At 38.7% G+C, this 27,000-nt stretch carries 21 protein-coding genes; all 21 read left to right on the top strand.

The window, feature by feature from the left end; genetic code table 11:
* Positions 1–1,509 precede the first annotated feature (1,509 nt).
* The 21 genes from MIC7126_RS0118645 to MIC7126_RS0118540 all read left to right on the top strand — a co-directional run bounded on the left by MIC7126_RS0118645 (position 1,510) and on the right by MIC7126_RS0118540 (position 26,986).
* The gene (locus MIC7126_RS0118645; protein ID WP_026100366.1) at positions 1,510–2,949 is read left to right on the top strand and encodes a glycosyltransferase family 4 protein; all 1,440 of its coding nucleotides are present in this window, start codon (positions 1,510–1,512) and stop codon (positions 2,947–2,949) included.
* 302 nt (positions 2,950–3,251) lie between these two features.
* On the top strand, positions 3,252–3,677 hold the full coding sequence (locus MIC7126_RS0118640; RefSeq protein ID WP_081603046.1) for a hypothetical protein: 426 nt from the start codon (positions 3,252–3,254) through the stop codon (positions 3,675–3,677).
* Between the two features lie 91 nt (positions 3,678–3,768).
* Complete coding sequence (locus MIC7126_RS0118635; RefSeq protein WP_026100365.1) at positions 3,769–4,587, top strand: Uma2 family endonuclease; 819 nt, start codon at positions 3,769–3,771, stop codon at positions 4,585–4,587.
* A 76-nt stretch (positions 4,588–4,663) separates the two neighbouring features.
* On the top strand, positions 4,664–5,503 hold the full coding sequence (locus MIC7126_RS0118630; RefSeq protein WP_017654684.1) for an ABC transporter permease: 840 nt from the start codon (positions 4,664–4,666) through the stop codon (positions 5,501–5,503).
* Positions 5,504–5,727: 224 nt separating this feature from the next.
* Entirely contained in the window at positions 5,728–7,011 is a 1,284-nt protein-coding gene (locus MIC7126_RS0118625; protein ID WP_017654683.1) for an ABC transporter ATP-binding protein, read from the top strand.
* A 97-nt stretch (positions 7,012–7,108) separates the two neighbouring features.
* Positions 7,109–9,091 carry an HAD family hydrolase gene (locus tag MIC7126_RS0118620; RefSeq protein ID WP_017654682.1) on the top strand — a complete coding sequence of 661 codons (1,983 nt, stop codon included), beginning with the start codon at positions 7,109–7,111 and terminating at the stop codon, positions 9,089–9,091.
* A 421-nt stretch (positions 9,092–9,512) separates the two neighbouring features.
* A complete protein-coding gene (locus MIC7126_RS0118615) occupies positions 9,513–10,436 on the top strand; it encodes an NAD-dependent epimerase/dehydratase family protein (protein ID WP_017654681.1) in 924 nt (307 codons plus the stop codon).
* Positions 10,433–11,656 (top strand): glycosyltransferase, encoded by a 1,224-nt coding sequence (locus MIC7126_RS0118610; RefSeq protein ID WP_017654680.1) that lies wholly within the window; start codon positions 10,433–10,435, stop codon positions 11,654–11,656. Before MIC7126_RS0118615 ends, MIC7126_RS0118610 begins: the two co-directional genes overlap by 4 nt.
* 45 nt (positions 11,657–11,701) lie before the next feature.
* On the top strand, positions 11,702–12,859 hold the full coding sequence (locus tag MIC7126_RS0118605) for a glycosyltransferase family protein (protein ID WP_017654679.1): 1,158 nt from the start codon (positions 11,702–11,704) through the stop codon (positions 12,857–12,859).
* A gap of 137 nt (positions 12,860–12,996) precedes the next feature.
* Positions 12,997–14,025 carry a glycosyltransferase family 2 protein gene (locus tag MIC7126_RS0118600; protein WP_026100364.1) on the top strand — a complete coding sequence of 343 codons (1,029 nt, stop codon included), beginning with the start codon at positions 12,997–12,999 and terminating at the stop codon, positions 14,023–14,025.
* Between the two features lie 34 nt (positions 14,026–14,059).
* Positions 14,060–15,046 carry a hypothetical protein gene (locus tag MIC7126_RS0118595; RefSeq protein ID WP_017654678.1) on the top strand — a complete coding sequence of 329 codons (987 nt, stop codon included), beginning with the start codon at positions 14,060–14,062 and terminating at the stop codon, positions 15,044–15,046.
* Entirely contained in the window at positions 15,043–16,068 is a 1,026-nt protein-coding gene (locus MIC7126_RS0118590; RefSeq protein ID WP_017654677.1) for a glycosyltransferase family 2 protein, read from the top strand. Before MIC7126_RS0118595 ends, MIC7126_RS0118590 begins: the two co-directional genes overlap by 4 nt.
* 94 nt (positions 16,069–16,162) lie before the next feature.
* Positions 16,163–17,308 (top strand): glycosyltransferase, encoded by a 1,146-nt coding sequence (locus MIC7126_RS0118585; RefSeq protein ID WP_017654676.1) that lies wholly within the window; start codon positions 16,163–16,165, stop codon positions 17,306–17,308.
* 140 nt (positions 17,309–17,448) lie between these two features.
* Positions 17,449–18,243 carry an FkbM family methyltransferase gene (locus MIC7126_RS0118580; RefSeq protein ID WP_017654675.1) on the top strand — a complete coding sequence of 265 codons (795 nt, stop codon included), beginning with the start codon at positions 17,449–17,451 and terminating at the stop codon, positions 18,241–18,243.
* The gene (locus MIC7126_RS0118575) at positions 18,236–19,198 is read left to right on the top strand and encodes a hypothetical protein (RefSeq protein WP_017654674.1); all 963 of its coding nucleotides are present in this window, start codon (positions 18,236–18,238) and stop codon (positions 19,196–19,198) included. The genes MIC7126_RS0118580 and MIC7126_RS0118575 overlap by 8 nt, the downstream gene beginning before the upstream one ends.
* A 1-nt stretch (position 19,199) precedes the next feature.
* Positions 19,200–20,234 carry a glycosyltransferase gene (locus tag MIC7126_RS0118570; protein WP_017654673.1) on the top strand — a complete coding sequence of 345 codons (1,035 nt, stop codon included), beginning with the start codon at positions 19,200–19,202 and terminating at the stop codon, positions 20,232–20,234.
* Between the two features lie 301 nt (positions 20,235–20,535).
* Entirely contained in the window at positions 20,536–21,528 is a 993-nt protein-coding gene (locus MIC7126_RS0118560) for a class I SAM-dependent methyltransferase (protein ID WP_017654671.1), read from the top strand.
* Positions 21,529–21,563: 35 nt separating this feature from the next.
* Positions 21,564–22,889 (top strand): glycosyltransferase family protein, encoded by a 1,326-nt coding sequence (locus MIC7126_RS0118555; protein ID WP_017654670.1) that lies wholly within the window; start codon positions 21,564–21,566, stop codon positions 22,887–22,889.
* On the top strand, positions 22,886–24,373 hold the full coding sequence (locus MIC7126_RS0118550) for a hypothetical protein (RefSeq protein WP_154655926.1): 1,488 nt from the start codon (positions 22,886–22,888) through the stop codon (positions 24,371–24,373). The genes MIC7126_RS0118555 and MIC7126_RS0118550 overlap by 4 nt, the downstream gene beginning before the upstream one ends.
* A gap of 204 nt (positions 24,374–24,577) precedes the next feature.
* Entirely contained in the window at positions 24,578–25,783 is a 1,206-nt protein-coding gene (locus MIC7126_RS0118545; RefSeq protein ID WP_017654668.1) for a glycosyltransferase family 4 protein, read from the top strand.
* Positions 25,784–25,825: 42 nt separating this feature from the next.
* The gene (locus MIC7126_RS0118540; RefSeq protein ID WP_040630379.1) at positions 25,826–26,986 is read left to right on the top strand and encodes a glycosyltransferase; all 1,161 of its coding nucleotides are present in this window, start codon (positions 25,826–25,828) and stop codon (positions 26,984–26,986) included.
* Positions 26,987–27,000 lie beyond the last annotated feature (14 nt).

The raw sequence follows: 27,000 nt of genomic DNA, 5'->3' as shown, positions 1-27,000 counted from the left end.
CTGTAGCTTTTCAGAAATTTTTCTAGGTTTATACGGTAGTGACAGAGCACGGGACAATGAATGACATTATTTCACTCTTCGATGTGAAGATTACTAATCGCAATTCTGCTGCTTTGTGTAGAATCAACCTTAAATACCTGCTGCGTTAATTTTGGTTACAGGTTGACCCGCACAACTCCTACAAAGCTTTGTGCTGGTTATGTTTATTTGTTGACTGTGAACAAACTTGGGTCTTGCGTAACGGGTAGGTAAAAACTCTCTTTGTCTGGATACATAGTACTTACCCTGACAAAGGTAAATCACAACCTTGTTTGGGTACACACTATAAGTGCTATTACATCATAGTATACGTTTTATTGCACATGGTTAAAGAGTATTTAACGAAATATTAATATCTAAGTGTAAAATTTTTGTTAACCATCAAGTTCGTCACGCAAGTAAGATTACCGTTATTGACAGCATTCATCCAGCTAATTCTACAAGCTGATAAGGTTCTGGAGTAAGGATTTACAATTGCTTTGCCGCTGTAACCATCTCCAAAAAGCCGCTACACATATCAGATTTTTTTATAAAGTTTATGTGAAATTAACGTTTTTTATCAAAACAAACCTGACTTTGTATGCTTAAGTGGTGTAAATTAAGACATGTGAGCAAACATTGAAATTAAACCTACTCATCTAATTCGTTACCCTTAGGTACGGTTTGGATAGTCTTCTACCAGGGATTTTAGCGTCGTTATTTTCGTCTCACTTAAGTACGCTCTGTTATGACAAATTTGGTGCATTGCCTGCTGCGTTTTTTCTAGTCAGAGCTTACTTGATTAAGTCTACCAAAAGTAAGAGACGAATACTAATAACGATGTCATAAAAGATTAAATATAATACCAGTGCTGTAACTACCATTAATTTGCGTAACACAAACTAAATATACTAAAGGTGCTGTAACTACCATCAGCTTCAGATTTGTGAGCAGACCTAAAAACTGCGATCAATGCTGATAATTTCTAGTGACCATTCAGTTTGTCTATATCGGCATCACGACTGCAAACTTGAGATTATTTGCATAGATTTTTACCTGAAAATAATCTTCACAAGTTTTACGGAACAAAGGTTGCGCCAATTTCTTGTGAGCATACATGAGTTTTTTTGTTGTTAATATCGATGACATTAAACGATATTTAAACTCATATATGTAGACTAAATGAATGTGGAAAAAATCAAGTTAAACTATCGCTTTTAACTTGCTTATCTGCGTGCCAACATAGGTAAAAGTTTTTTAGGTTTTAAGTTTATTTCTGATGACTACTCCCTGCAAATAGGCGTTAGATGCAGGTTTGGTAATTGAGATCAAGTTCCACAGCACCCAACTGCACCCAAGTAATTAGCTCAAACACAGACGAAGACAAATGAATTACATCTACTAACCAGATGGGGCAAAAAAATTTGTCCAAATAACGGCTGTCTAATTCATCTGTACGTCTAAAAATATTCTTACAGGATCATACAAGCTATGACATTCAGTGAATGGCTGAATCAATTTTTGCCGACGACATCCATAACTCAGGAAAAGGGGAATCAGTGGTTTATGGAAAATGATACTAAATTACTTACCAGTAGTAAAGCAGGTATCAAGACTGAAAAACGTCCCCAGATAGAAAGTTTTCCCACTGCTGCATTCTCATCTGCTTCTCCCCGTCAATCGCGGGAAGTCAGTAAAGCTTGGTATGACCAGTTACTGAAATTATCGGTGATTACTGAGTTTTTTCCTCCGGATTACGCCGCCACAGGGCAGTTAATTGAAGAGTTGGTGAGACACTTAGAGCAGCAAGGAGCAAGTATTGAGGTATTTACTGGTCAACCTGGTTATGCATTTGGGGTTTCTAGCGCTCCCGTAGTAGAACAACTAGGTAGAATTCGTATTAGACGATCGCGCAGTGCTAGTCTTTGGAAGGGACGAGTTCGGGGTAAAGCCATCAATGGCATCCTGTTTACATTACGCGCTATCCTTCATTTAGTAAAAAATTGCCGTCGTCACAATGTCTTTTTACTAACTTCGGCTCCGCCATTTTTACCAATTGTTGGCTATCTAGTTCACCTGTGTTTTAAGGTGTCCTATGTTTGCTTAATTTATGACATTTATCCAGATATTGCGATCGCCCTGGGGGTAATTCCTCACAAGCACTGGCTGGCGCGCTTTTGGCGGGGAATCAACAAAAAGATTTGGCAAAAATCTCAAGGAATCATCGTTCTGAGTCCAGCGATGAAACAGCGAGTCATCGCTAATTGTCCAGAGATTGCTGATAAAGTTACGGTGATTCACAGTTGGGGAGATCCTGATTTGATCAGGCCCATCGCCAAAAGAGATAACTGGTTTGCCAAGAAACATAACTTGGTCAACAAATTTACCGTACTCTATTCTGGTAACATGGGGCGGTGTCATGACATGGATACCATTCTCGAAACAGCCAAGCAACTGCAAGATGAGCCAATTCAATTTGTCTGCATCGGCGGTGGGCCAAAACAAAAAAGCTTTATCCAGGAGGTAAACCGCTTAAAACTCAATAACTTCCTCTTCTTACCCTATCAAGATAAAGAAGTGTTGCCCTATTCCCTCACAGCTTGCGATTTATCTCTAGTGAGCGTCGAAGCTGGTATGGATAGTTTAGTAGCGCCTAGTAAGCTTTACCCAGCTTTAGCAACTGGTAGACCAGTAGCGGTAATTTGTTCTGAATATTCATACTTGAAACAGCTGATCGCAGATGCAGAGTGCGGTGCTAGTTTTGAAAACGGAGACAGTCATGGTTTGGCTGAATTTATCCGTAAACTCCACAGCGATCGCGAATTAGCGGAACAAATGGGTGAAGCATCTCGTCAGTATCTGGAGTCAAACTTTACTCCAGAAATCATAGCCAAAGAATATCTAAAGGTGCTCCACCAAGCTATTATCTAGGTATTTTGAATGCCATGATGATACCTAATATTAGATTCTTGGCTCACGCAATTCCAAGTAAAGATGATACAGACTAAGCTTTTCTTCATATATTGTTGAAAAATAGGGATATTTACCTGATTAGTTATCCAAACTATCAGCACCTATTCGTCAAACATCACCAGGGTTCCAAATTTTTACCTTTGAAATTAAATAATTCACCGTTGATAAAGGAGTTGGGCTTAGATGGTCTTTTTGATCTCAGTCTCTCTAACGCAACCTTCTCGTAATCCGTTCTGGATTCACTAATACAGGAGGCCGAAGTGCAAAGAAGGTGCGATCGAAATCGCAAACGCTCAAAGCGAAGAGCCATATACTGTCCCATACATGGCTGCTATCTCGAAAGTATGAGCCAAAAATATACGTTGTACGCTGACAAAGCAGGACAGCTACAGCAGCGGGGAATTAATCGCAAAGACGCGCTGATGTTAGTAGCAGCAAAAACTACAGTTCCATTAGATGGAGAATGGTTAGAAGCTTTTTGGTGTCAAGAATGTCAAGCCACGAAATGGTATCATGTCAGTAGGCAAGAATCAAAGTATGAATTATCACCAGCTCCACCCGAACTTTGGCAGCAAGCAACAGGAGTTATTCAACCCAATGGGAATCCTTCCGTAGGTGAGTTTACTCGCAGACAAGCTAAAATGGTGGACTTTCAAGGCGTCAGAGATTTTCGGTTTATCACTTAATCATTTTGTGGGTATGTCAGAAGCGAATCACCGTCCTCCACAAACAACGCCGATCAGTTAACCTATAACTGACAGGCTATGTATCAACGCCATGTACCAAACCGATCCGCCCCTTCCCCCAAAAGAATGTCTGCCTACCATGTATGATCTTTCTAGCGAAGATCCTGAGGAACCCGGCTTGCCTGATGAATTTCACATCTTACAACCACAACTATTGCGGGAAACTTTTTATCCACCAGCTTACTCAGCAGAGCAAGTTTTTGTAGCCACTGATTTGAATCTATACTACGATCCGCGTCATCCCCTCTGGTACAAGCGCCCCGATTGGTTTGCGGTTGTCGGTGTTCCTAGGTTGTATGAGCAGCAAGATTTACGCTTAAGCTACGTAGTTTGGCAGGAAGGAGTAAATCCATTTGTTGTGGTAGAGTTACTTTCTCCAGGGACGGAGAAGGAAGATTTGGGCGATACACTCAGAGATGTCAATCAGCCGCCCACAAAATGGCAAGTTTATGAGCAAATTTTACGTATTCCCTACTATATTATTTTTGATCGTTATACAGATAAGTTGCGAGCATTTCAATTAATTGCCGATCGCTATGGTGAAATCAGCCTAGATACTCTCAAAGTATGGATGCCAAGTCTAGACCTGGGTTTGGGACTATGGTACGGCAATTATCAAGGTATTGAGCGGTTATGGTTGCGTTGGTATGATACTGATGGTAAATGGGTATCAACTTCACAAGAGTCTCTAGAAAAAGAACGGGCGAGAGTAGACGAGACAAATCTACAATTGCAACAAGAGCGGGCGAGAGTAGACGAGACAAATCTACAATTGCAACAAGAACGAGCCAGAGCAGAACGATTAGCTGAACAATTGAGAGCAGCGGGTATTGAGCCAGAAAATCTTTGAAAAAAGATAGAGCAAAAATTGAGCGATCGCTTAATAATAGAAACAAAATTAACTTATTCAATAAAGTATAAATAATATGAAGAACACCATTTCTCAATCCGAACTGGTGATTGAAGCCGGACGTACAGAAAAACAATATTGGCATGATTTATGGCACTATCGGGAGTTATTTTACTTCCTAGCATGGCGAGATATATTAGTGCGGTATAAGCAAACAGCAGTCGGTATTGCTTGGGCACTGATTCGTCCATTTTTAACAATGGTAGTGTTTTCCGTAGTATTTGGACAGCTAGCAAAATTGTCATCTCCAGGCGCGCCCTATCCAATTCTAGTTTTTTCAGCCATGTTACCTTGGCAGTTCTTTTCTAACTCCCTGACCGAGTGCAGTAACAGTTTAATTGGTAATGCCAATTTAATCTCAAAAGTGTATTTTCCTCGGTTGATTGTGCCCACCAGTGCAGTAGTAGTTAGTTTTGTAGACTTTTTAATTTCGGGAATGATTTTGTTAGGATTAATGGCATGGTATAACTTTGTTCCTAGTTGGCGGATTATCACATTGCCTATATTTATCGCTATTGCCTTTGCTGCTTCTATGGGAGCAGGACTATGGTTAGCTTCTTTAAATGTGAAATATCGAGATTTTCGTTATATCGTGCCGTTTATTACCCAGTTTGGTCTATACATTTCACCCGTAGGATTTAGCAGTAATATTGTTCCGGAACAGTGGCGATTTCTCTACTCTTTAAACCCGATGGTAGGGGTGATTGATGGTTTTCGTTGGGCAATCTTGGGTAGCGAGTCAGCACAGTTATATTTACCCGGTTTTATCTTATCTTTAGGACTAGTAATCTTATTACTTTTCAGTGGTATTTGGTATTTTCGGAAGATGGAACGGACATTTGCTGATGTAATTTAATCAGATGCTGTGTACAAGGTCAGGTTAATTTAGATGGAGATGCAGAGCAAATAACAAGTAAGTATTTAATCCACGGTTTTGAAAACTCTGGAGAAGTAATTCTGATATAGGAATCATATTTGATTTTTGAAAAAAACCAAGAGACAATACGGAGGTAGATTTTGCTAATGTAATTTAGGAAGTTAAATTCAATTTTTATTAGTAAACTGAGAACTCAAAAACAAATGTCTGATACTGTTATTAAAGTTGAAAACTTAGGTAAGAAATATATTCTTGGGCATCAGCAACAAGAACGTTATACTGCACTGCGTGATGTAATTGCTAATAGAGCTAAAGGATTAGTTAATGCGGTTCAAAATAGTAAGGGTAAAAGTCAACATAATCAAGAAGAATTTTGGGCGCTCAACGATGTATCTTTTGAGATTAAGGAAGGTGATAGAGTAGGCATTATTGGGCGCAATGGTGCGGGTAAATCAACACTATTAAAGATTTTAAGCCGCATTACAGAACCAACAAAAGGCAGCATCAAAATTAAGGGAAGAGTTGCTAGTTTGTTGGAAGTGGGGACAGGATTTCATCCAGAGTTGACTGGGAGAGAAAATATCTATCTCAATGGTGCAATTTTGGGGATGAGTAGGGAGGAGATTAAACGCAAGTTTGATGAAATTGTGGCGTTTGCTGAGGTGGAGAAGTTTTTGGATACGCCCGTGAAGCGGTATTCTTCGGGGATGTATGTGCGGTTGGCGTTTGCGGTGGCGGCGCATTTGGAGCCGGAGATTTTGATTGTGGACGAAGTTTTGGCGGTGGGGGATGCTCAGTTTCAGAAAAAATGTTTGGGGAAGATGGAAGATGTTTCCACTCGTGAAGGTAGAACAGTATTATTTGTAAGTCATAATATGACAGCAGTACAACAATTAACAAATACAGGAGTTGTGTTAGAGAAAGGTAAAATATTAACTATTAAAGATACAACTACTGCCATTGAAAAGTATTTTAATTCTTCGGTTGATCGATCTACTCACATTTATAATGCGGAAGTTTTACCTCGACGGTTTCCAGATTTAAATCGCCAAGTAGAGTTTTTAACCCTAGAACTTGAGAATTGCCCTACTAAACTAGTTCCTGCGGATGCAGATATATATCTGAAAATTACTGTTCGTGGAAATGAGAGTATTGATAAATTTCGCTTTAGTATGACCTTGTGTCGTGTTGACGGAACTCCGATTGGTAACTTTTTCAGTGAAGAGGGACAATCCTTGCAGCAAGGGGAGATTGGAACTTATCGGCTAGTTTTGAGAGATTTACGTTTAGCGACTGGGATTTACTACTGTAATTTCGCAACGGGAAAGGGCAACGACAAACAAGGACGCATAGAGTTTGATATTATCTTTGATGTTTTACACTTCGAGGTAATGCCACCTGAAGGAATAGATGGAACCCTATCATTTTGGTCTCCAGCATGGGGATCAATTCGCTTCAAAGAACCTATTGTTACAAGAATTTATTAGTTTTTTATACAAGCATAACTGCTTGAAATTGGTTGCATTTACTACCAAAAATAGCACTCTGATATATTTAAACATTAGCCACAAAAATTAAGTATTTATGAATATTAACTCCTTTGATGTGTTTGATACAGTTTTGATTCGTAAATGGGCAAGACCAACTGATTTATTTTTGGAATTGGGTTCTATACTCTTGCAAGCTGAACTGATAAAAATATCTACGCAAAAGTGGAAAAATCTCAGAGAATCAGCAGAAAGAGAAGCAAGAAGTAAAAGTGTTTCTAGTGAAGTAACTCTAGCACAAATTTATGAAGTAATTGCCCAGACTTTAGGCTGGTCTGACACTGAAATAGAACAGTCGATGAATGCGGAAGTTGAATTAGAATTTGCTAGTCTTTATCCTGTTCGAGCAATTCAGCAAAAGATTCAAAATCTTCACCAAGATGGTCAGCGAGTTATCTATCTTTCTGATATGTATCTGCCATCAAACGTGATTCAGCGTTTTCTCAAACATCATAATATATGGCAAGAAGGAGATACGCTATATGTTTCCTCAGAGTTTAATATTAATAAAGCCTCAGGAAAATTATTTGAAGTTTGTTTAAATAAAGAAGGAATTAAAGCTTCTCAGTTAATACATCTTGGCGATAACAATTATTCAGATGTAAAGATGCCTAAAAAGCTTGGCATTCAGGCTCAACATTTTAATGAAACTCAGCTTAATCGCTACGAGCAAATTTTAGCAAGCTCTGAAGATCTGCCGTTGAAGTTTCGTTCTCTTTTAGCAGGTACAAGTCGCCTCTGTCGTCTCCAAAATCCAGAAACTAATTTTCATAATCGTGTTATTTGGGATACCTCAGCCAATGTCATCGCTCCTGTTCTGTTTGGTTTTGTTCATTGGTGCTTATCAGAAGCGCAAACAAAAGGAATTCAGAGACTATATTTCGTTGCTAGGGACGGGCAAATTTTACTGAAGATAGCTAACATTATTTGCGAGAATTGGAATTACTCTATTGAGTGCCGATATTTGTATGGCTCTCGCCAAGCATGGCATTTCCCAGCAATTACCGAAATTGGTGAAACTGAACTTGATTGGATATTTGATCCAACTCAATTTTTATCAGTACATTCTGTTTGTGAGCGTGTTAACTTAAATCCTGAACAAATAGAAGATACTTTAGCCCAAAAAGGTTTATCTAAAGAATTTTGGAATAAAAACCTTGATAATCAGCAAAGGTTATTGCTAAGACAGATATTTGAAAAGCAGGAAGTTACTCAATTAATCATAGAGATAGCTGCAACATATCGCAAAAAAGCCATTGGATATTTTCAGCAGGAAGGATTAGCAGATGCAATACCTTTTGGGATTGTTGATATTGGCTGGCATGGCAGATTACAACGTTCTCTTAGTCAGCTATTGAATTTAGCTGGTATTTATCCAGCAGATGGAGTATCGGGTTTTTATTTTGGTTTATCAAAAAGGTTCAAGCCATTTCCAAAAGATAATTTATTTGCTTATTTCTCTGATGTTGATTTTCCTTCAGAACGAGATAGTTTGTGTCACAGAGTGTTGTTAGAATTATTTGTTGCGGCTGATCATGGCGGAACAGTCAGATTTGAAAAACAGAATTGCGTTTTTACTCCTGTACTTCGTTCTCAAGAGAATACGAAAGCTTTGCAGTGGGGATTGCAAGTAGTGCACTCTAGTATTGCCTCCTATGTAAATCAGTTAACCATATGTTTAAAATCTAGCGATGTTGACACAGGCTCTTTACTCAGCGCGTCAGAAAAAGTTTTGAAAGAATTCGTTAAATTTCCGGATGTAAATGAATCTGATGTGTTTGGTTCTTATATTTTTGCGGAAGATCAGACAGAGAATATTTTTTATGATTTAGCTCCTAAATATCGATTTATTGATTCTCTTAATTTAATTCTTTATGAGCATCATGTACACCACAATATTTGGTTTGCTGCTTCAATCCAAAGAACTAGTCCTTGGGTTAGATTGATACTTAATAAGAAAATAATAGCCACTGCATGGAAAATAAAATCCTTCGCAAGGAGATTAAAGAAGTTCATTTAAGAACTGGAGTTTAGACTAAATAGGGTTTGCAGGAAAAATAACACTGGCAGAAAGATCGTCAAAAAAAGGACATAGCTGAACAGCAGAAAAATGCGCGAACAGAAAAAGCGGTCAGCGATGTTGAACTAACCGCAAATCGGTCAATGCTGATAAAAGGAAAAATTTTCACAGCTTGACCATGACATCAGAAAAGCTTAAACAATTTCTCACAGGTGTGTACACTATCCTTGGGAAAGCAAAAGATGCCTTATTTGACTTGATGGATGCAGTGTTAGTAAAACGTACGCATAACTAAAACTGGTATGCGAAAACCTCCCAACACGTCCCATTAGCCTCTGGGACGCAGAATACAGGTGTGCCAGTTTCGTTAAACAGACAAGCGATATTGCTGCACAATAAAATAATAATCTCAGGTATTTTAATGAAAACTGTATTGATTACGGGTGTAGCAGGCTTTATTGGTCGTTATGTCGCCCGCCATTTTTTTGAGCAAGGTTGGTCAGTTCTTGGCATAGATAATTCCCCACCTGAAAATGCACCATTATCTAATTTAACAGCTTATCACCGTCTCCAACTTCCAGATGGAAACCTCAATACTTTACTTCAAGAAACCTCTCCTCAAGTTTGTATTCATTGTGCAGGTCGGGCTTCTGTGGGTTTATCAGTAACAAACCCTCGTGCTGATTTTCATGCCAACACAGTTCTAACTTTTGAGTTATTAAACGCTCTACATTTATATGCGCCGACTTGTCGATTTATTTTTCTGTCGAGCGCTGCAATTTATGGTAATCCACAATCACTACCTGTAGCTGAAAATCAGTCTTGTAGTCCACTATCTCCCTATGGTTTTCATAAATTGCAATGTGAGCAGTTATGTTTAGAATTTGCCAAAATTTATAACTTACCAACTGCTAGTTTGCGAATCTTTTCTGCCTATGGCCCTGGTCTACGTCGTCAAGTACTTTGGGATATTTGCAGAAAAGCAATTACTGAATCATCGTTAATACTGCAAGGTACAGGTAAAGAAAGCCGCGACTTTATTCATGCTTTAGACATTGCTAGAGCCTTAAATGTCGTCGCTGAATCTGCACCAATGCAAGGAGAAGTTTATAACCTCGCCAATGGTCGAGAAGTTTATATTGACGAATTAGCGAAATTAACTATAGATGCTTTGGGACTGAATTGTACTTTGAATTTCGATGGTATTGTTCCTGTTGGTAATCCCCTTAACTGGCAGGCTGATATTTCCAAGCTACAATCTTTAGGATTTACTCCTACTGTATCTCTGGAAAAAGGAATCAAAACTTTTGCTACTTGGTGTCGTGCGGAGCTAGTAGGTGTATGAATAAAACACTAAAAATTGGATTATTTATTAACGACGACCCTCGCTGGGTTGGCGGCACAGAATATATTAAAAATATTATTTTGGCATTGGGTAGCTTACCCACGGAAGTTCGTTCAACATTTGAGCTTTGCCTCATCTGTGATGGAAAACTACAAGATAGCTTACTCAATCAAATTTCTCCCTATCTACACACTATTTATCTTCTAGAAGACCATCTCCCGCCAATCACACTCCTAAATCGGATTCGTTGGAAAGTTACTAGCAAATTATTCAACCAAGAAAACCCTAGATGGAGTGATTTCTTTTCTCAAGAAAAGTTTGATTTCATTTATCCTTATCTGGGAAATTATAATTCACGTCTACCTCTTCGTTCTGCTGCTTGGATACCCGATTTTCAGCATAAACACTTGCCGCATTTTTTTAGCGAATCACATCTTCAAGAAACAGATCAATATTTTGCAAAAATTGCCCAACAAGCACCTCTAGTTGTTCTTAGCAGTAAAACTGCTGAATCCGACTTTCACGAGCTTTTTCCAAAAGCTACTCAAAAAACAGTAACTCTTCCTTTTAAAAGTTTTCCCAAATCGACGTGGTATGAACAAGACCCATTAAAAACCCAACTCCATTACAATTTACCAGATCGCTTTTTTATTATTAGCAATCAATTTTGGCAGCACAAAAACCATTTAACTGTCTTGAAGGCTTTAAAGCTTCTGCAAGAAAATTCTATATATCCGATTATTGTTTGTACGGGTCATATCTATGATTTCCGTAAACCTGATTATTCAGATACGATTTTACAAACCATTCATACCTTAGGGATTTCTAACCAAGTTTATCTGATGGGTTTAATTCCCAAAACTGATCAAATACAGTTAATCAGACGTTCATTAGCAGTCATTCAACCATCTCTTTTTGAGGGATGGAGTACTATTGTTGAGGATGCCAGATGCTTTGGCAAGAAAATAGCGATTTCAGACTTATCTGTTCATTTTGAGCAGAATCCTCCCAACAGCATCTTTTTTGATCGCAACTCGCCTGAAAATTTAGCTGATATTTTAGCTGATTGGTGGAAAAATTTACAGCCAGGCCCTGACTTAGAACAAGAAGCAATTGCTAAAAAAGTCAATTTTGATGAAGTACAAGCTTTTGGCTATCGGTTTCTGGAAATAGCTGCAGGTAACAAGTTAAATTACGCTTCTTGTCAAATTCAAAATTGAATCATTCTCAATGAATTCATATTCTAAAAACAGATAATCTTCAGCATGTCGCCCAAAAATCATATTTTATATATCGGTGGAGTTATTCCCAAACAAAGCTTTAGTGGTTCAGCTATTTTATATAGACATCTTCAGCGCCTTGAGGATTCAAATTGGAAAATTTCTGTTGTTTCTTCAGAGCAAAAAGCTCTGAATACAAACTTTCCTGAATCATGGAGAATCATTGCTTTACCTGATCGTCGTTTGTGGTGGCCTCCTGTGAGAGAGAAAATTCCTGGTTCCCTTGAACTACGACTTCATCTATGGAAACGGGAATGCAATAAACTTTTCTCGGAAGATAGACCATCAGCAATATTAACAGTTCTTTGGGATTATTACTCTTTACTGGCAGCGGCTATATCTAAAAGTTGGAATATTCCCTTATCAGTAATTGTTCATGATGATTGGGAGTTATTTTCTCCTGTCCCTAATCGCTCTTTAATTCGGAAATATAAACAAAATATTTTAGAGCAATCAACAAGAATCTGGCCAGTTTCTGCTAGGCTTGGCGAAACTATAAAATTGTCCAATCCTCGCAAACAAAGTGTTTTACTGCCAATTGGTAGTGAAAGAAATCAAAATTTTATTGATTGGTCGGACAACTTTAAACAGCCAGTTGTTGCTTACGCAGGCACTATATATCCCAAGTTTTCTGTAACTCTGAAAAGAATTGCTAAAACTCTGGAAAAGATTAAAGGAACTTTAATTTTAATCACCAGTTCTCAAAATGATGAGCCGCTGGAAAGCTTAAAAGAATGTCCAAATATCCAATTTCAAGAACCCCTAGCTACAAATGATCAAGCTCTTGATTTTTTAGCCAAAAACGCATCTTGTATTTTAGTAGGTTATCCTTTTGAACAAGATAAAGAGTTTCCTTGGCTAAATAGCTTCCCAAGTAAGTTGATTGAATTTGCTAATCTAGGAATGCCAATGCTAATACTAACCCCATCTAATACAGCATTGTCAGATTGGGCAGTTAAGCACGATTGGCTTTGTTATTTAAATGAAATGGATGAGACAAAACTTTTAGAAGTATTACTGCAAATTTCCAGAAAGCAAACTTGGGAAAAAATGTCAGAACAAACTCGGTTTGTTTCACGTAATGAATTTAATCCTAATTTGATTCATCGTCAGTTCGAGTCGGAAATAGCTATGATTAAATAGTTTGTTTCACGTAACTTGCATTACAATTATACCAACTTAGTTTCTTCGGAAAATTATTGCCCAAGACTTGATATAGTTTTGGGCGATTTTTATGAAATTTTACTTGATTAACGTTCAATTATTCTGGTACTAAGTTTATGGACAATTTTACAGAATTATCGATTGTTATCCCAGCTTACGAACGCATTGATTTATTAAAAACTACTCTTGAAAGTATCAAGCAAGCAATTCATCATCTTGATGTTGAGGTGATAATTGTGGATGATGGTTCCCGTAATCCACTGGAGAATGAACTATCTGGGTTCTTGAATTTGCCTTTGCGTTTTATTCGACAGGAGAATCAGGGATGTGTGATTGCCAAAAATAATGGTTTGTGGAACGCACAAGGACAATATGTGATGTTTATTGATTCCGATGATTTGGTTCACCCAGATAAGCTGATTTCCCAAGTGGCCAAACTAAACGAATCAGGTGCAGATGTTTGTTATACCGATGAAGTAACTCTCTATGTCAATGCTGATAATTCGTTGGCTCCACAATCGAATCGAATCTTGCCAATTGTTAATTCTGCTCCAGAATTGTATTTAAAGCTGCAACCTTGTTCAAGTAATCTTATTTATAGAAGAGATTACTTAACCCAATTTCTTAAAAAACCACTAATTCAAGAACATAGAATATTTGGTTCAATTGGGGAAGTTTGGCTATACTATAACCTAATAATTTATCCGGCTAAAATTGTTAAAGTGGATGGTTACATGAGTCTATATTTGCGACATGAGCAAGAAAGACTAACTGCTCACTGGGAAAAATTAGGGATTGCTGCTCTAATTTTAATGTTGTCATTCGTGAAAAATTGTCCAATCGAAGAATCAACTTTGGCTGCTAGAAGACAAGTTGGTGAGTCTGCTTTTGCTTCCTATCGTTCCTTACCAAAAAACTTCAGTAGGGAATATGAACGCCACCTGCTTAATATCTGGAAGCAAGCACCTAAAGGAAATATCCAAACGCTGGGAGGGAGAAGTTTTCAAACTTTAGCTAAAATTATTGGCATAAAGAATGCTGCTTGGTTTTTTCGGCATTGGCGACCGGATTATTCAACAGTGAGAACTCTGACACCTCCAGAATTAAAGAATTTAATTCAAAATCTTTCCATAGTTTCAAATTAACTAGCATTAAACATATAGTATGCTGTTGACTTCGATGCCAGCTTCTTTATTTAATCTTGCCAAAAAATGGCAGTTCGGCAAGATTGCATATCACGCCTATTTCAGACCTAAAAGTTTTCTCAAAGAATGTGAACGTCGGGGTATATCGAATATGGCATGGGATGCCTATACTCGTAAGCAGATGGAAAAGCAGGCTTATAATCTGCCGACAACATCTTCCTCAGAGCGAATTTTAGATATTTACTTTTTAACTGGTAAAAAGTTTTGGGATCAAACTTGCTTTTGTGCCTACTCTTTTGCTCAACATTCTCCCTTTTCAATTCGTCCTATTATTTATGATGACGGCTCGCTCAACATACATCATTGTCAAGCAATCAAAAGAATTTTTCCTCATGCCAAAATACTTTTAAAACCTGAACTTGATGCTTGTATTGAAACTAATCTTCCTGAAAGTAAATTTCCTTATCTGCGAGAACGCCGCCAAAATTACCCTAATATTCGTAAGTTAACAGATGTGCATGTAGGGTCTAGAGGATGGAAGTTGGTGCTGGATTCAGACATGCTGTTTTTCCAAACACCAAATTTTCTCATTGATTGGCTCAATTATCCTCAACAACCTTGCCATATGGTGGATGTAGAAACTGCTTATGGTTATTCTGAGCAATTAATGACGGAACTAGCTGGAGCAGCAATATCTGAGCGCCTCAACGTTGGAATTTGTGGTTTAAAAAGTGAAGATATTGACTGGGAACAGTTGGAATATTGGTGTAAAACTCTGATAGAACGAGAACAAACTCATTACTATCAGGAACAAGCTTTAATTGCCATGCTGATGGCTGGTAAACCCTGTGCAGTCGCGCCAGCTAAAGACTACATCGTTATGCCAAGTAAAGAGGAGGTAATTCACCCCAAAGCAGTTTTACATCATTACGTAGCAAATTCTAAGCCTTGGTACTTTCGCTATGGCTGGAAACATATTTTGCAAAATACTCAACTCAAGTCTATGGAGAAAACTGCATGACACCGTTAGTTTCTATCCTAATCCCTTGCTATAACGCGGAACAATGGCTAGCAGAAACCGTAGAATCTGCTCTAGCACAGACATGGAATAATATAGAAATTATTTTAGTAAATGATGGTTCAAAAGATAATACTCTGGCAGTTGCTAAAAGTTTTGAATCATCTAAAGTTAAAGTTATTAACCAAGAAAATGTTGGACAAAGCGCAACTGAAAATCGCGCTTTTCTAGCTGCTCAAGGAGATTTTATTGAATATTTAGATGCTGATGATTTGTTAGCTCCTGACAAAATTGAGCGACAAATTAAACTATTAGGTGATAGCAATTCAGAATTTGTAGCATCGGGAGAATGGTCAAGATTTTATAAATATCCTCAAGAAGCTTTATTTATTCCCCAACCACCTTGGGCTGATATGTCACCCGTTGACTTTCTCATTTGTTTATGGGAAGGACATTACATGATGCATGGTGCGGCTTGGCTAATTCCGCGTAAAATTGCTGAACGAGCAGGTTCCTGGAACGAAAATTTATCTTTGATTAATGATTTTGATTATTTCAGTCGAGTTGTTTTAGCTAGTCAAGGAGTAAAGTTTTGCCAAGGGGCTAAAACTTACTATAGGTCTGGAAATACGAATAGTTTGAGTGGTTCACAATCTCGTAAAGCTTGGGAATCCGCTTTCTTGTCTTTGGATTTGGGCACAACTAATCTGTTAGCAACCGAAGATAGTTTGCGTACACGCCATGCTTGTGCAACTGTATTTCAACGTTTTATTTATGAAGTTTATCCTCTTGTCCCCGACCTCTTGAAAAAAGCAGAAGGGAAAGTTCACCAATTTGGTGGTTCCAACTTAAAGCCTTCAGGGGGATTAGGGTTTCGACTGATGTCTAGTTGTATGGGTTGGCAAAAAGCAAAGAAAATTCAAGCACTACTGTATCGTTCTGGTTATGGTAAGGTTTCTGTTGGTTGGAAACTATCAATATTTATCCAACGATTGAATTATCATTTGACGAGTGGTAAAACTTAAATCTTTGGATGAGCTAAAAAATAAGGGAGAGTAGAATTTCAAATCTAGAAACTGATATATCTCTTGAAACGATAGTTATAAATATAAGTAAAAGATGAATATTTCATCCACAGAAAAAACTCGACTTCCCATTACAGCCTTATTTGTATCTGATGCTGCGTATCTTAAAGACAGTCCGGGTGGGGTACAAATTTGCACGCAAGAGTATCTAAGAACTTTAGAAGCTGCTGGTTTTGATATTTCCTTATTCAAGTACACTCCTGAAACCAGGATATTAACTCGTTTAAGACGTAAACTAAAACCAAAACCTTACACATATCGTCTACCTACGGAATTAGCAAAAAATGTCGTTTCTCTTGTGAAAGAGAAAGATATAAAGTGGATTTTTCTCAATCAGGTAGATACTGCACCCATAGCAAAATATCTTCGTGAAAACCTTGGAGAAAAATGTAAAATAATTTTGCTATCTCATGGCTTAGAAAGCACTGATATTTTTCATGCTATGCGGACGAAAAATGGCGAAAGTGCTTTCGGGAAGGTGACATCAAGTGATTTAGAATTCCTAGCCCAAAGCTTAGTATCCGAATGCATACATCGCCAATACATTGACTATGTATTTTGCCTTTCTGCCTTTGAGACTGAAATTGAACATTGGTTGGGAGCAAAAAATGTTACTTGGTTACCGCGTACCATTCCTGCTAATCCTTTACCTTGGAATCCTGATTCTTCACGATTAGGTTTTGTGGGCACAATTGACCACACTCCCAATAGAGAAGGTTTAATTTTATTCTTGGAGGCGTTAGAGAAGATAGCCTCTGGTAACGTCTGTTTAAGACTTGTGGGTGGGCCGGAGTCTGTTGCGAAAACTATTATCCAGCGATTTCCTTTTGTCGAATATTTAGGAAGGCTTTCTAATGAAGAATTAGAAAAAGAGGCTAGTACATGGAGTTGTTTTGTGCATCCACTTTTTTGCTATTCACGAGGTTGTAGCACAAAATTAGCAATTTCTCTGGGTTGGGAAATTCCCGTAATTACTACCCCAGCAGGGTGTCGTGGTTATAGCTGGAATCAAGGAAATTTGCCGTTAGCAGAAACACCAGATTCTTTAGCTGAACTAGCTCTAAAAATGTTAAACACTGAAGTAGCTGTGAATATTCAAAAAGAAATGGCCGCTATTGTCAACTCAGCGCCAACTCTTAGTAATGTCGCTGAAAAAGTGCGGTCATGTTTATCGATTTAAGTTTCAAATAAAAGATGCGGGTGAAAAACCTTATTTCCATCTTTTTTCTACATCAATGAGCAGAGTAATTTAGCTGTTAAGCAAAAATTGATATTCTTCTGAAAATCGCCATCCACTTTTGTAATGCAAATTAAATAATCATGAGCCTCAAACAATTTACGTTACTTGATGCAATTGTCCCCATATTACATAAATTTTCTAGTCTGCGATCGCTAGCTAAAAAAATATTCCGAGGATTGATTGTACAACAGCCTTTTCATCAAGGAGTCATTTGTCTTGATGCTGTAGAACATTCTTGGGCATGGAGTGGTAGTCGGCGATACGAAAGTTTTGACTGTGAAGTGCAAGACAAGCTGCTATCACTTTCTCAAAATTGCGAAGTACTAATTGATATTGGCTCAAATATTGGAGCTATGAGTTTATCTGTATTACTTCGTAATCCGAATATCAAGGCAGTTTGCATTGATCCTAATTGTCGTGCTATTTCTTTGTTGAAAAAATCCGTTGCTCTCAATCATCTAGCTAATCGAGTCAGCATTATTGAAGCTGCTGTATCAGATAAAGATGGAGTTTTAATTTTTGATGAAGGTGGTTCTGTTACAGGTCACATCAGCGAATCAGGAAGAAAAGTATCAGCCATCAGTTTTGCTAAATTGCTTAATGAATATTCGTCAAAAAAATGTCTTGTAAAAATGGACATCGAAGGTTTTGAAAGTAAATTGTTGAATTTTCTCAAAGATATTAAAAATCTAGAAAATTTATATTTTGTAATCGAATTGCATCCTTTAAATTTTAATGAAGTTGGCAACCCTAATGATTGTCTCAATCTTCTCTTAAATTCGGGTGCAGTTATTAAAGATGTTAAAGGTAAGCATCTAAATCGCGTCCCAGATGAATATTTTACTCAAGTTATAGCGGAGTGGTCTAATGCATAATGTAACTTTGCAGATTAATCTTTCACCTGGTGATATTAACTACGCTCATCTCACAGTCCCAGCCCTAGTCACGGCACATCGTACAAATGTAGATGAAACTTTAGCCATAGTTGATTGTTGTCGTCCACAAAAAACCAAGATTGTTGATCCAGATAGTCGCTTTCCGGAAGCTGAATTCTCTCGCAGAGTTGAAAAAATTTCGCTGATAGCCGAAGAATTAAAAGCTAAGGGTTATCTAGACCGAATTGTTTATTTGTATCCTCATAATTCTTTACAGCCAATTCTGTCTCGCAAGTATTTGGATAATTGGGTAAATGAAACCCATGATTATGGTGGTTGCGCTCTCATGTCTTATTTAGCTGGTTTGGAAGTAGCCACCACACGCTATCTAATTCATTACGATGCAGATATGCTGCTTTATCAAGTACCAAATTATGATTGGTCAGTGGAGGCTAAATATCTGATAGATAAACATCCCCAAGCAGTAGCTGCTAGCCCAAGAATTAGCCCACCATTTAGCACAGAAAAAAAGCTTCCTGATGCACCAAGTACTCATGAAGAGAGACCTTTATTTGCAGTTGAGGGAGGTTGGCGTAATGATTGGTTTAGCACTCGCTGTTTCTTAATAGATCGGGAAAAATTAGATAGTTATTTACCGCTTCTGCAAGGTCGTTTATTACTAGAAACATTGGCTGTAAAATATTTAAATCGGGGCTATCCCAGATCACCAGAAATTATGCTTTTCAAGCGAGTAGGCGCGACTGGAGGCTGGCGACTAAATCTCAAATCTGAGCAAGCATGGCTTTTGCATCCGCTGACTAAACCTCCTCGTTACATAGAATTACTTCCACAAATTCAAGCGCTGGTGCTCAACAATCAAGTGCCAATAGAACAAAAAGGTCTAGCAGATATAAATCTATCTGCATGGGAACAATTTATCGCCAAATCAGCCTAAAATGCGTATTCTTATCACTGCCGATCCTGAACTACCAGTGCCACCAAAACTATATGGTGGTATTGAGCGCATTGTTGATTTACTGGTAACACAATTGCAAACCCGTGGTCATACCGTGGGACTAGTTGCTCATCCTGAGTCTACCTCACCAGCTGCTCAGTTTTTTCCTTGGCGTGGTGAGCGATCGCAAAACAAATTCGATGCACTGCAAAACACGATCGCTTTATGGTCAGCGGTACGAGAATTTCAACCGGATGTTGTTCACAGCTTTTCTCGCATATTTTATCTATTACCGCTGCTCGGTTCTCCCCTGCCGAAAATCATGTCTTATCAACGAGGTCCGAGCTACTTTACCACTAGCTGGGGCGTCAGATTAGCAAAAGGTTCTCTTTCCTTCACTGGTTGTAGCGATTACATTTGTCGTCTGGGGAAGAAAGCAGGGGGAGCATGGCGAGCAATTCATAACTGTGTGGAACTGGATACATACACTTTTCAACCCACAGTAGCAGCCGATGCTCCCTTAGTTTTCCTCAGTCGCATAGAACGAATCAAAGGAGCACATACAGCGATCGCTATTGCTCAAAAAACCGGACGCCGCTTGATTATTGCTGGGAACCACATAACAACTGGAGAAGCAGGAGAATACTGGCAAAATGAAATTGTTCCGCACCTAGACAAAAATGGCATTGAATATGTTGGCCCTGTCAACGATGTGCAGAAAAATCAACTATTAGGTCAAGCCGCTGCAATGGTTGTCCCTATTGAATGGGAAGAACCTTTTGGTATTGTTTTTGCTGAAGCTTTAGCCTGTGGTACTCCCGTCATTTCCTGTCCTAGAGGTGCATTACCAGAAATTATCCGTCAAGGCGTTGATGGTTATTTAATTAATAATATTCAAGAAGCAATAACTGCGGTTGAACAATTACCAAATATTCACCGTTATAATTGCCGTCAACGTATTGAACAGAGTTTTTCTGCTGATGTAATTGTTGGGCAGTATGAGCAACTGTACCAAAGTCTTCTAGCTTTTAAATAAATGATGGACATAACAACAATTCCTCTACCAAAACTCTTAACTTGGATACAATTCTGGGATTTTCCCCGCAAATTCGGAATTTGCGAATTAATTTTTGGAAATTATATTTCTTCAAGAGGTATTTGTTGGGTAAAAACTGGTTCTGGCATACCTTGGAAACTGGATTTAGCAAACGTTACTCATCGCTTACAAATGTTATCTATTTGATGCTCAAGATAAGCTCTATTGTGCTACTAAGTTTCCTGAATACACCAACGGATTATTTTTGCTGAAATAGCATTAACTAAGCTCCTCAAAAAGCATGAATTTAGCATCCACCATTACAGCAGTTAAATGTCCAGTTTGCGGCACACTTTGCGCTGATCCACCGCTTTATCGTTACACTGCTTCCGAAGCAGCAACCCATTTTTGCCCAATCACTCGCAACGCCACTCGTCACCACCGCCTCAAAGCATCCATCACTAAGTTATGGTCAGGTGACGAGTGTAATATTTTACAGTGTAAAGAGTGTCAATTTGCCTTTGCCTATCCCTTTGTCGGTGGTGATGAAGAATTTTACAGCATTCTTCACGAACAGCAGGGATACCCAACTTGGCGATGGGACTATGATTTAGCTATTCGTGAAGCTTTGAGTCCTTTTGAAAAAGGGCAGATTCTTGACATAGGTGCGGGTGCAGGAATGTTCCTGCGAGGTCTGGAGCCACAATGGAAACGCTATGCAGTAGAAGGTAGTGAACTCACCAGAGAACCTTTAAAAGCCGCAGGAATTCATGTTTTTCCTGATTTGTCAGCAATCCCCCAATCTGAATTTGGCACATTCCAAGTTGTCACCTTATTTCAAGTTTTAGAACATATTGCAGATTTTCGCTCAGTTTTAGCTCAGTGTCGTCAGCTTTTGTGTGCAGGTGGACGATTATTCATCTCTGTCCCCAGTGGTGAGGCGATGATCCGCCAAGAAAAATTGACGGGATGTCCGGATATGCCACCTAACCATGTGAATAAATGGACACCAGATAGTTTGTCACGAGTGTTACACGATGCCAACTTTTATCCCCAACCTGCTATTTTTGAATCCCCTTCGTGGGACAACCTCAAACTTTCTCTACACCTACGCGTCATGACCAAGGCCACAAACCAAAGGTCATTAGCAGCACAAGTGTATAGAATCTCTAATAAGCGATTACGAGCTTTACTGTTAAGCACTCTAGGACTACCAGCACTGATAAAGTTGCTTCCCTATGTCCAGCAATTAAGACAAGGTGGTTCTTTTGTGATCATGGGAACTGCTCGGTGATTTAAATGCTACCTCGGTCATGAGAATCTCAAACTGTGAATCACAAAGTTTTAATCATCAGCCCCCATTTCCCACCAATTAATGCAGCCGATCATCAACGGGTAAGAATGTCTTTGCCCTACTTTGAAAAATTCGGCTGGGAACCTCATATTCTCACGGTCAGACCCGACTGTGTTGAAGGTGTTCAAGACTCATTATTAGCAAAGACGGTTCCGCGTCATATCCCAGTTGATTACATCAAAGCCTTACCAGTTCAACAAACTCAAAGAATTGGTTTAGGCAATTTGGGAGTGCGGTGTTTTCCTTATTTACTCCAAGCAGGCGATCGCCTACTCCAAGAACAAAAATTTGATTTAATCTACTTCTCCACCACCGTGTTTATCACTATGGCACTTGGTGTCAGATGGTATCGGCGTTTTCATATTCCTTATGTTTTAGATTTTCAAGACCCTTGGCTAGGTGATTACTACGAAAGGTCAGGAGTGATTCCACCAGGGGGAAATTTTAAGTATAAATTTAATCAACTCCAAGCAAAAATTTTTGAACCCAGAGCAATTAGCAAAGTTAGTCATATTATTAGCGTTTCACCAGCTTATCCAAAAACTTTACAGCAACGATACCCATACCTCCAGCCAGAACAGTTTACAGTACTGCCTTTTGGTGCTCCAGAGCCAGATTTTGACCAACTCTCTTCTTTAAATATTCAACAAAAAATATTCGACCCCCATGATGGTAAACGTCATTGGGTATACGTAGGTCGGGGTGGTGATGATATGGCATTGTCACTACGGATTTTATTTTTAGGTATTCAATCACAGCGGCGTCAAAATCCTGAATTGTGGGAATCGGTGAAATTACACTTCGTTGGTACCAGCTACGCCAACGATCATCGAGCAGTGAAAACTGTAGAACCCATCGCGCAAGAGTGCGGTATTGCTGATTTGGTAGAGGAATATCCGCACCGCATCCCTTATTTTGAAGCGTTGCAAACACTGGTAGATAGCGACGGCATTTTACTGATTGGTTCCGACGATTCCGGCTACACTGCTTCCAAGCTTTATCCGTGTATTCTGGCACGCAAGCCAATTTTTGCCATTTTCCATCAACAGAGTTCTGTAGTCGAAATTCTCAATCAATGCCGTGCAGGTCAAGCGGTAACATTTAAAACAGGCGATCGCCCTGAAGATTTATTACCTACGGTAGTACCTCAACTCCAATGGCTGTTGTCTACACCCAAGGGCTATCAGCCAGATACTGACTGGCAAGCATTTAGTCCCTATACAGCCAAGGAAATAACTCGTCAGCAATGTGCCGTTTTTGACCAGTCTCTCACCACTGCCAGCAAACACAAACCATTATGACCAGAGATTTTGACTCATTCTCTCCGTCAATGTTTCTTTCTCCATCCGCCCTAGCTCGTCGGACACAACGAAAATTACTTAACGGATTTTGGCTTGCTGCCTTTGGACTATTTGTTTATGAAATATTTTTTACTGGTAGTGAGTCCGTACTTAGTAGTGCTGCCGCCATCCTGATTACAGCCGCGGCATTGTTGCCCTCATACCTTTGGTGTGCGGGAAGTGCCTTGGGTATGCCTATTTTTCCCATATTTGCATTGACATTTGTTTGGACTTATGGTTTACCCCTAGTGAGTAAACACCCTACGGTAGTGAAGTACACCCCAGAGAGCCATTTATTTGCTGGCTTCACAGTCACAGGCTTTTTATTGTTAGGAACATTCATCTGGTTCCAATTTGTTAAATATGCACCGCCAATACCTAAATCACAATTAGCACTGAACAGTAGTAGAGGTGTACCGTTTTTTTTATGTGCTCTGGTAGCTAATCTTTTATTTGATATCAGTAGTACTGCTGGTTGGTTAGCTCTTGATCGTGGTACATTTGCGATCGTTCGTGGTGTCATCCTGGGGTTATCTGCACTAGGTATCTTTGTACTTGCCTATCGTACAGGTAGTAAAGAGTTATCAAAAAAACAGTCTCAATTATTTTTAAGTCTTTTAGCCGGATTAATGGTAACAGGCAGCGTGGGTTTACTGTTGATCAGTGCAGCTTCTCAGTTTGTAATTGCTACATTCGCTTTTATCATAGGACGAAAAAAAGTACCATTGTTGCCAATAGTTATTGTACTCATTTGCCTGACATTTCTGCACTACGGCAAAGATAATATGAGAGGTAAATACTGGTTTGGAGAATATAAAACTCAGGTGCAACCTTGGGAATATCCAGCTTGGTTTAGCGAATGGTCTGGTTATAGTTGGGAATATTTAACTAGAAATAAAAATGATAGTATTTCGGCTCAAGACTCCAAAGAAAAAGAATCATTTGCAGAACGTTCTAGTGTTATTCAACTGCTACTTTTAACACAAAATAAAAGTCCTGGAGAAAAACCTTACCTTTATGGAGCAACCTATGCAATTTTGCCCCAGCTATTAATTCCCCGGTTTCTAGATAGTAATAAAATTGCTTCCCATGAGGGTACTTATATACTCAACATTCACTATGGCTTGCAGACTCGTAAACAAACTGCTGGTACCACAATTGGTTGGGGTCTATTAGCTGAATCTTATGCGAATTTTGGTGTATTTGGCTGTGCAGGACTGGCCGTTATTCTTGGGCTAATCTATGGTCAAGTCAGTTCCTGGAGTATTAATGCACCAGTTCTTTCTGCTAAGTATTTATTTGCGATTATTGTCATGACTTTAGCTTTCCAAACTGAATATAGTGCAGGGGTTTATGTTGCTTCATTATTCCAATCAAGTATTTCTCTTGGTGGCGTTGCGGTGCTGTTTATGAAATCCTACAAAACACCACGTTTATCGTTCTGAGTTGCTCGGCAGTTGATTTTACTAAATATTTTGGCAATTTTTATATAAAAATCAAAAAATTGATATGAACGATTTTTTAATCAGATAAGTCAGCATTTTTGAATCAAAATTATTCTGAATTTATATTTAACTGAATATTTTTTTACCAATCATATATTGAATTCACAATGAAAATAAAGTTTTTCGTTTAATGGTAGTGCGGTTATGCAAAAATTAGCAATTATTACCTCTCATCCAATTCAGTATTATGCGCCTTGGTTTCGCTATCTAACTAGTACTACTAATTTAGCAATTAAAGTATTTTATCTCTGGGATTTTGGGGTTACTAAGCAAGTTGATGTAGGCTTTGGTCAAGCTTTGCAATGGGACATTCCCTTATTAAATGGATATGAATATGAATTTGTACCCAACGTTAGTTCTAAACCTGGAGTCAATCATTTTTGGGGCTTACAAAATCCCTCTTTAGTTTCGCAAGTGAAAGCCTACAAACCTGATGCTGTACTGTTAATGCTTTATAATTATGCCAGCATCTATCGCTTTCTAGGGAGTTGGAACTCTCGCCAAACACCATTAATATTTCGGGGTGATTCCCATCGTTTGGTACTTTCTACTGGAATTAAAGCATGGGCACGTCAGCAGTTTATTACCCAAATTTATCAGCGTTTTAATGCTTGCCTTTATGTAGGAAAAGCTAATTATCACTACTTTCGATATCATGGCGTATCTCCTAATAATTTATTTTTCTCGCCTCATGCAGTTGATAACGATCGCTTTTTTGCTCAAACTGAAATAGCCAAGCAGCAAGCCATAATCTGGAAGCGAGAGCTTGGTATTCCTCAAGACCATGGAGTAATTTTATTTGCAGGCAAATTTGATACAGTAAAACGCCCGTTAGATTTACTACAAGCTTTTCGACAAGCCAAGCTTGACCGTGTGTCATTGCTATTTGTGGGCGCGGGAATTCTGGAAAATGAGCTAAAATCTCAAGCAGCAGCACAAGCAAATATTTACTTTGCGCCCTTTCAAAACCAATCCTTAATGCCTCGCACTTATGCGATTGCAGATTTAGTGGTGCTACCTAGCTATTCAGAAACTTGGGGACTAGCTATTAATGAAGCTATGTGTTTATCTCGGCCGGTAATTGTGAGTAATCATGTGGGTTGCGCTCAAGATTTAGTTAGTGTTGGTAAAAATGGTTTAATTTTTCCTGCAGGTGATGTCTGTGCGTTAACTGCTAGTTTACAGCAAGCATTTTCTCACCGAGAACACCTCCAGCATTGGGGGGATGAAAGCCGTAAAATTATATCTCAATATAGCTATCTCCAGGCAACTCAAGGATTAAATCAGGCGTTGGACTACACGATTAATCATAAATTACATCTCCCAACTGTTTCTCCACTGTCAAACTGAGGTTTTTGAGTCTTGAATTTAACAAATCAAAACCAAATTAAAATGCTCACTCGTGCGGATAAAAAGCACTTCCATCTGTGGCTTCCCAACATCTTCGGTTTTAAAGGTGGTATCCAGGTTTATTCAGCATTTTTCTTACAGGCTTTGCAAAGCCTTTATCCTCAAAGTCAGTACGACGTTTTTCTCAAACTTGATGTCCAAACTTCAGCGGACATCGCTTATTTATCTGAAACTAAATTTCATTTCACAGGAGGTTATCCGCAAAAAATTCGCACACCCGCTTTTGTGAGTCGATTAATCACGCAGGGATTGTTACAAAATCCTGATTTAGTGATGACTACTCACATGAATTTCACCATTGCTGCTTACTGGTTAAAACGTCTGAGAAATATTCCCTATTGGACAGTTGCTCACGGGTTAGAAGCTTGGGATATTCAAAATTCTGCTTTGAAAACAGCTTTACACCATGCAGATTTGATTTTAGCAGTGAGTGGATACACACGCGATCGCCTGCTCAAAGAACAAAATCTTGACCCTAAAAAAGTTGTTATTTTACCCAACACCTTTGATGGAAGTCGCTTTCAACCAGCACCCAAGCCTAGTTATTTATTAAAAAAATATCAACTCAAACCAGAACAACCAATTATATTAACTGTCGCCAGACTATCTGAAGTTGAACAATACAAAGGATACGACCAAATTCTCTACGCCTTACCAAAAATTCGTCAGTTAATTCCTGACGTGCAATATATGATTGTCGGCAAAGGAAATGACAGAATTAGACTGGAAAAATTAATCGCAGAATTAGAATTACAAAACTGTGTCACGTTCGCGGGATTTGTTCCTGATGAGCAGCTTTGCGATTACTATAATCTCTGTGACGTATTTGCTATGCCCAGTAAACGTGAGGGCTTTGGTATAGTCTATTTAGAAGCATTAGCCTGTGGTAAACCTGTTTTAGGAGGCAACCAAGATGGGTCTGTAGATGCGCTTTGTCACGGGGAATTAGGCGCACTTGTCAATCCTAATGATGTGGAACAAATTGCTGATACTCTCAGTCAAATTATCTTGAAAACTTATCCTAATGATTTAATTTTTCAACCAGAAAATCTGCGACAAAAAGTGATGAATCACTTTGGCTTTGAAAGTTTTCAAAAAACTTTTGCCAGCTATTTAGATTCTCATTTCCCAGACGACATCTAATTTTTTATCTACAA

It is taken from the genome of Fortiea contorta PCC 7126 (assembly GCF_000332295.1).
Lineage (GTDB): Bacteria > Cyanobacteriota > Cyanobacteriia > Cyanobacteriales > Nostocaceae > Fortiea > Fortiea contorta.
Note: the sequence above shows the minus strand (reverse complement) of the source record. Positions and strands in the feature narration are given on the sequence as shown.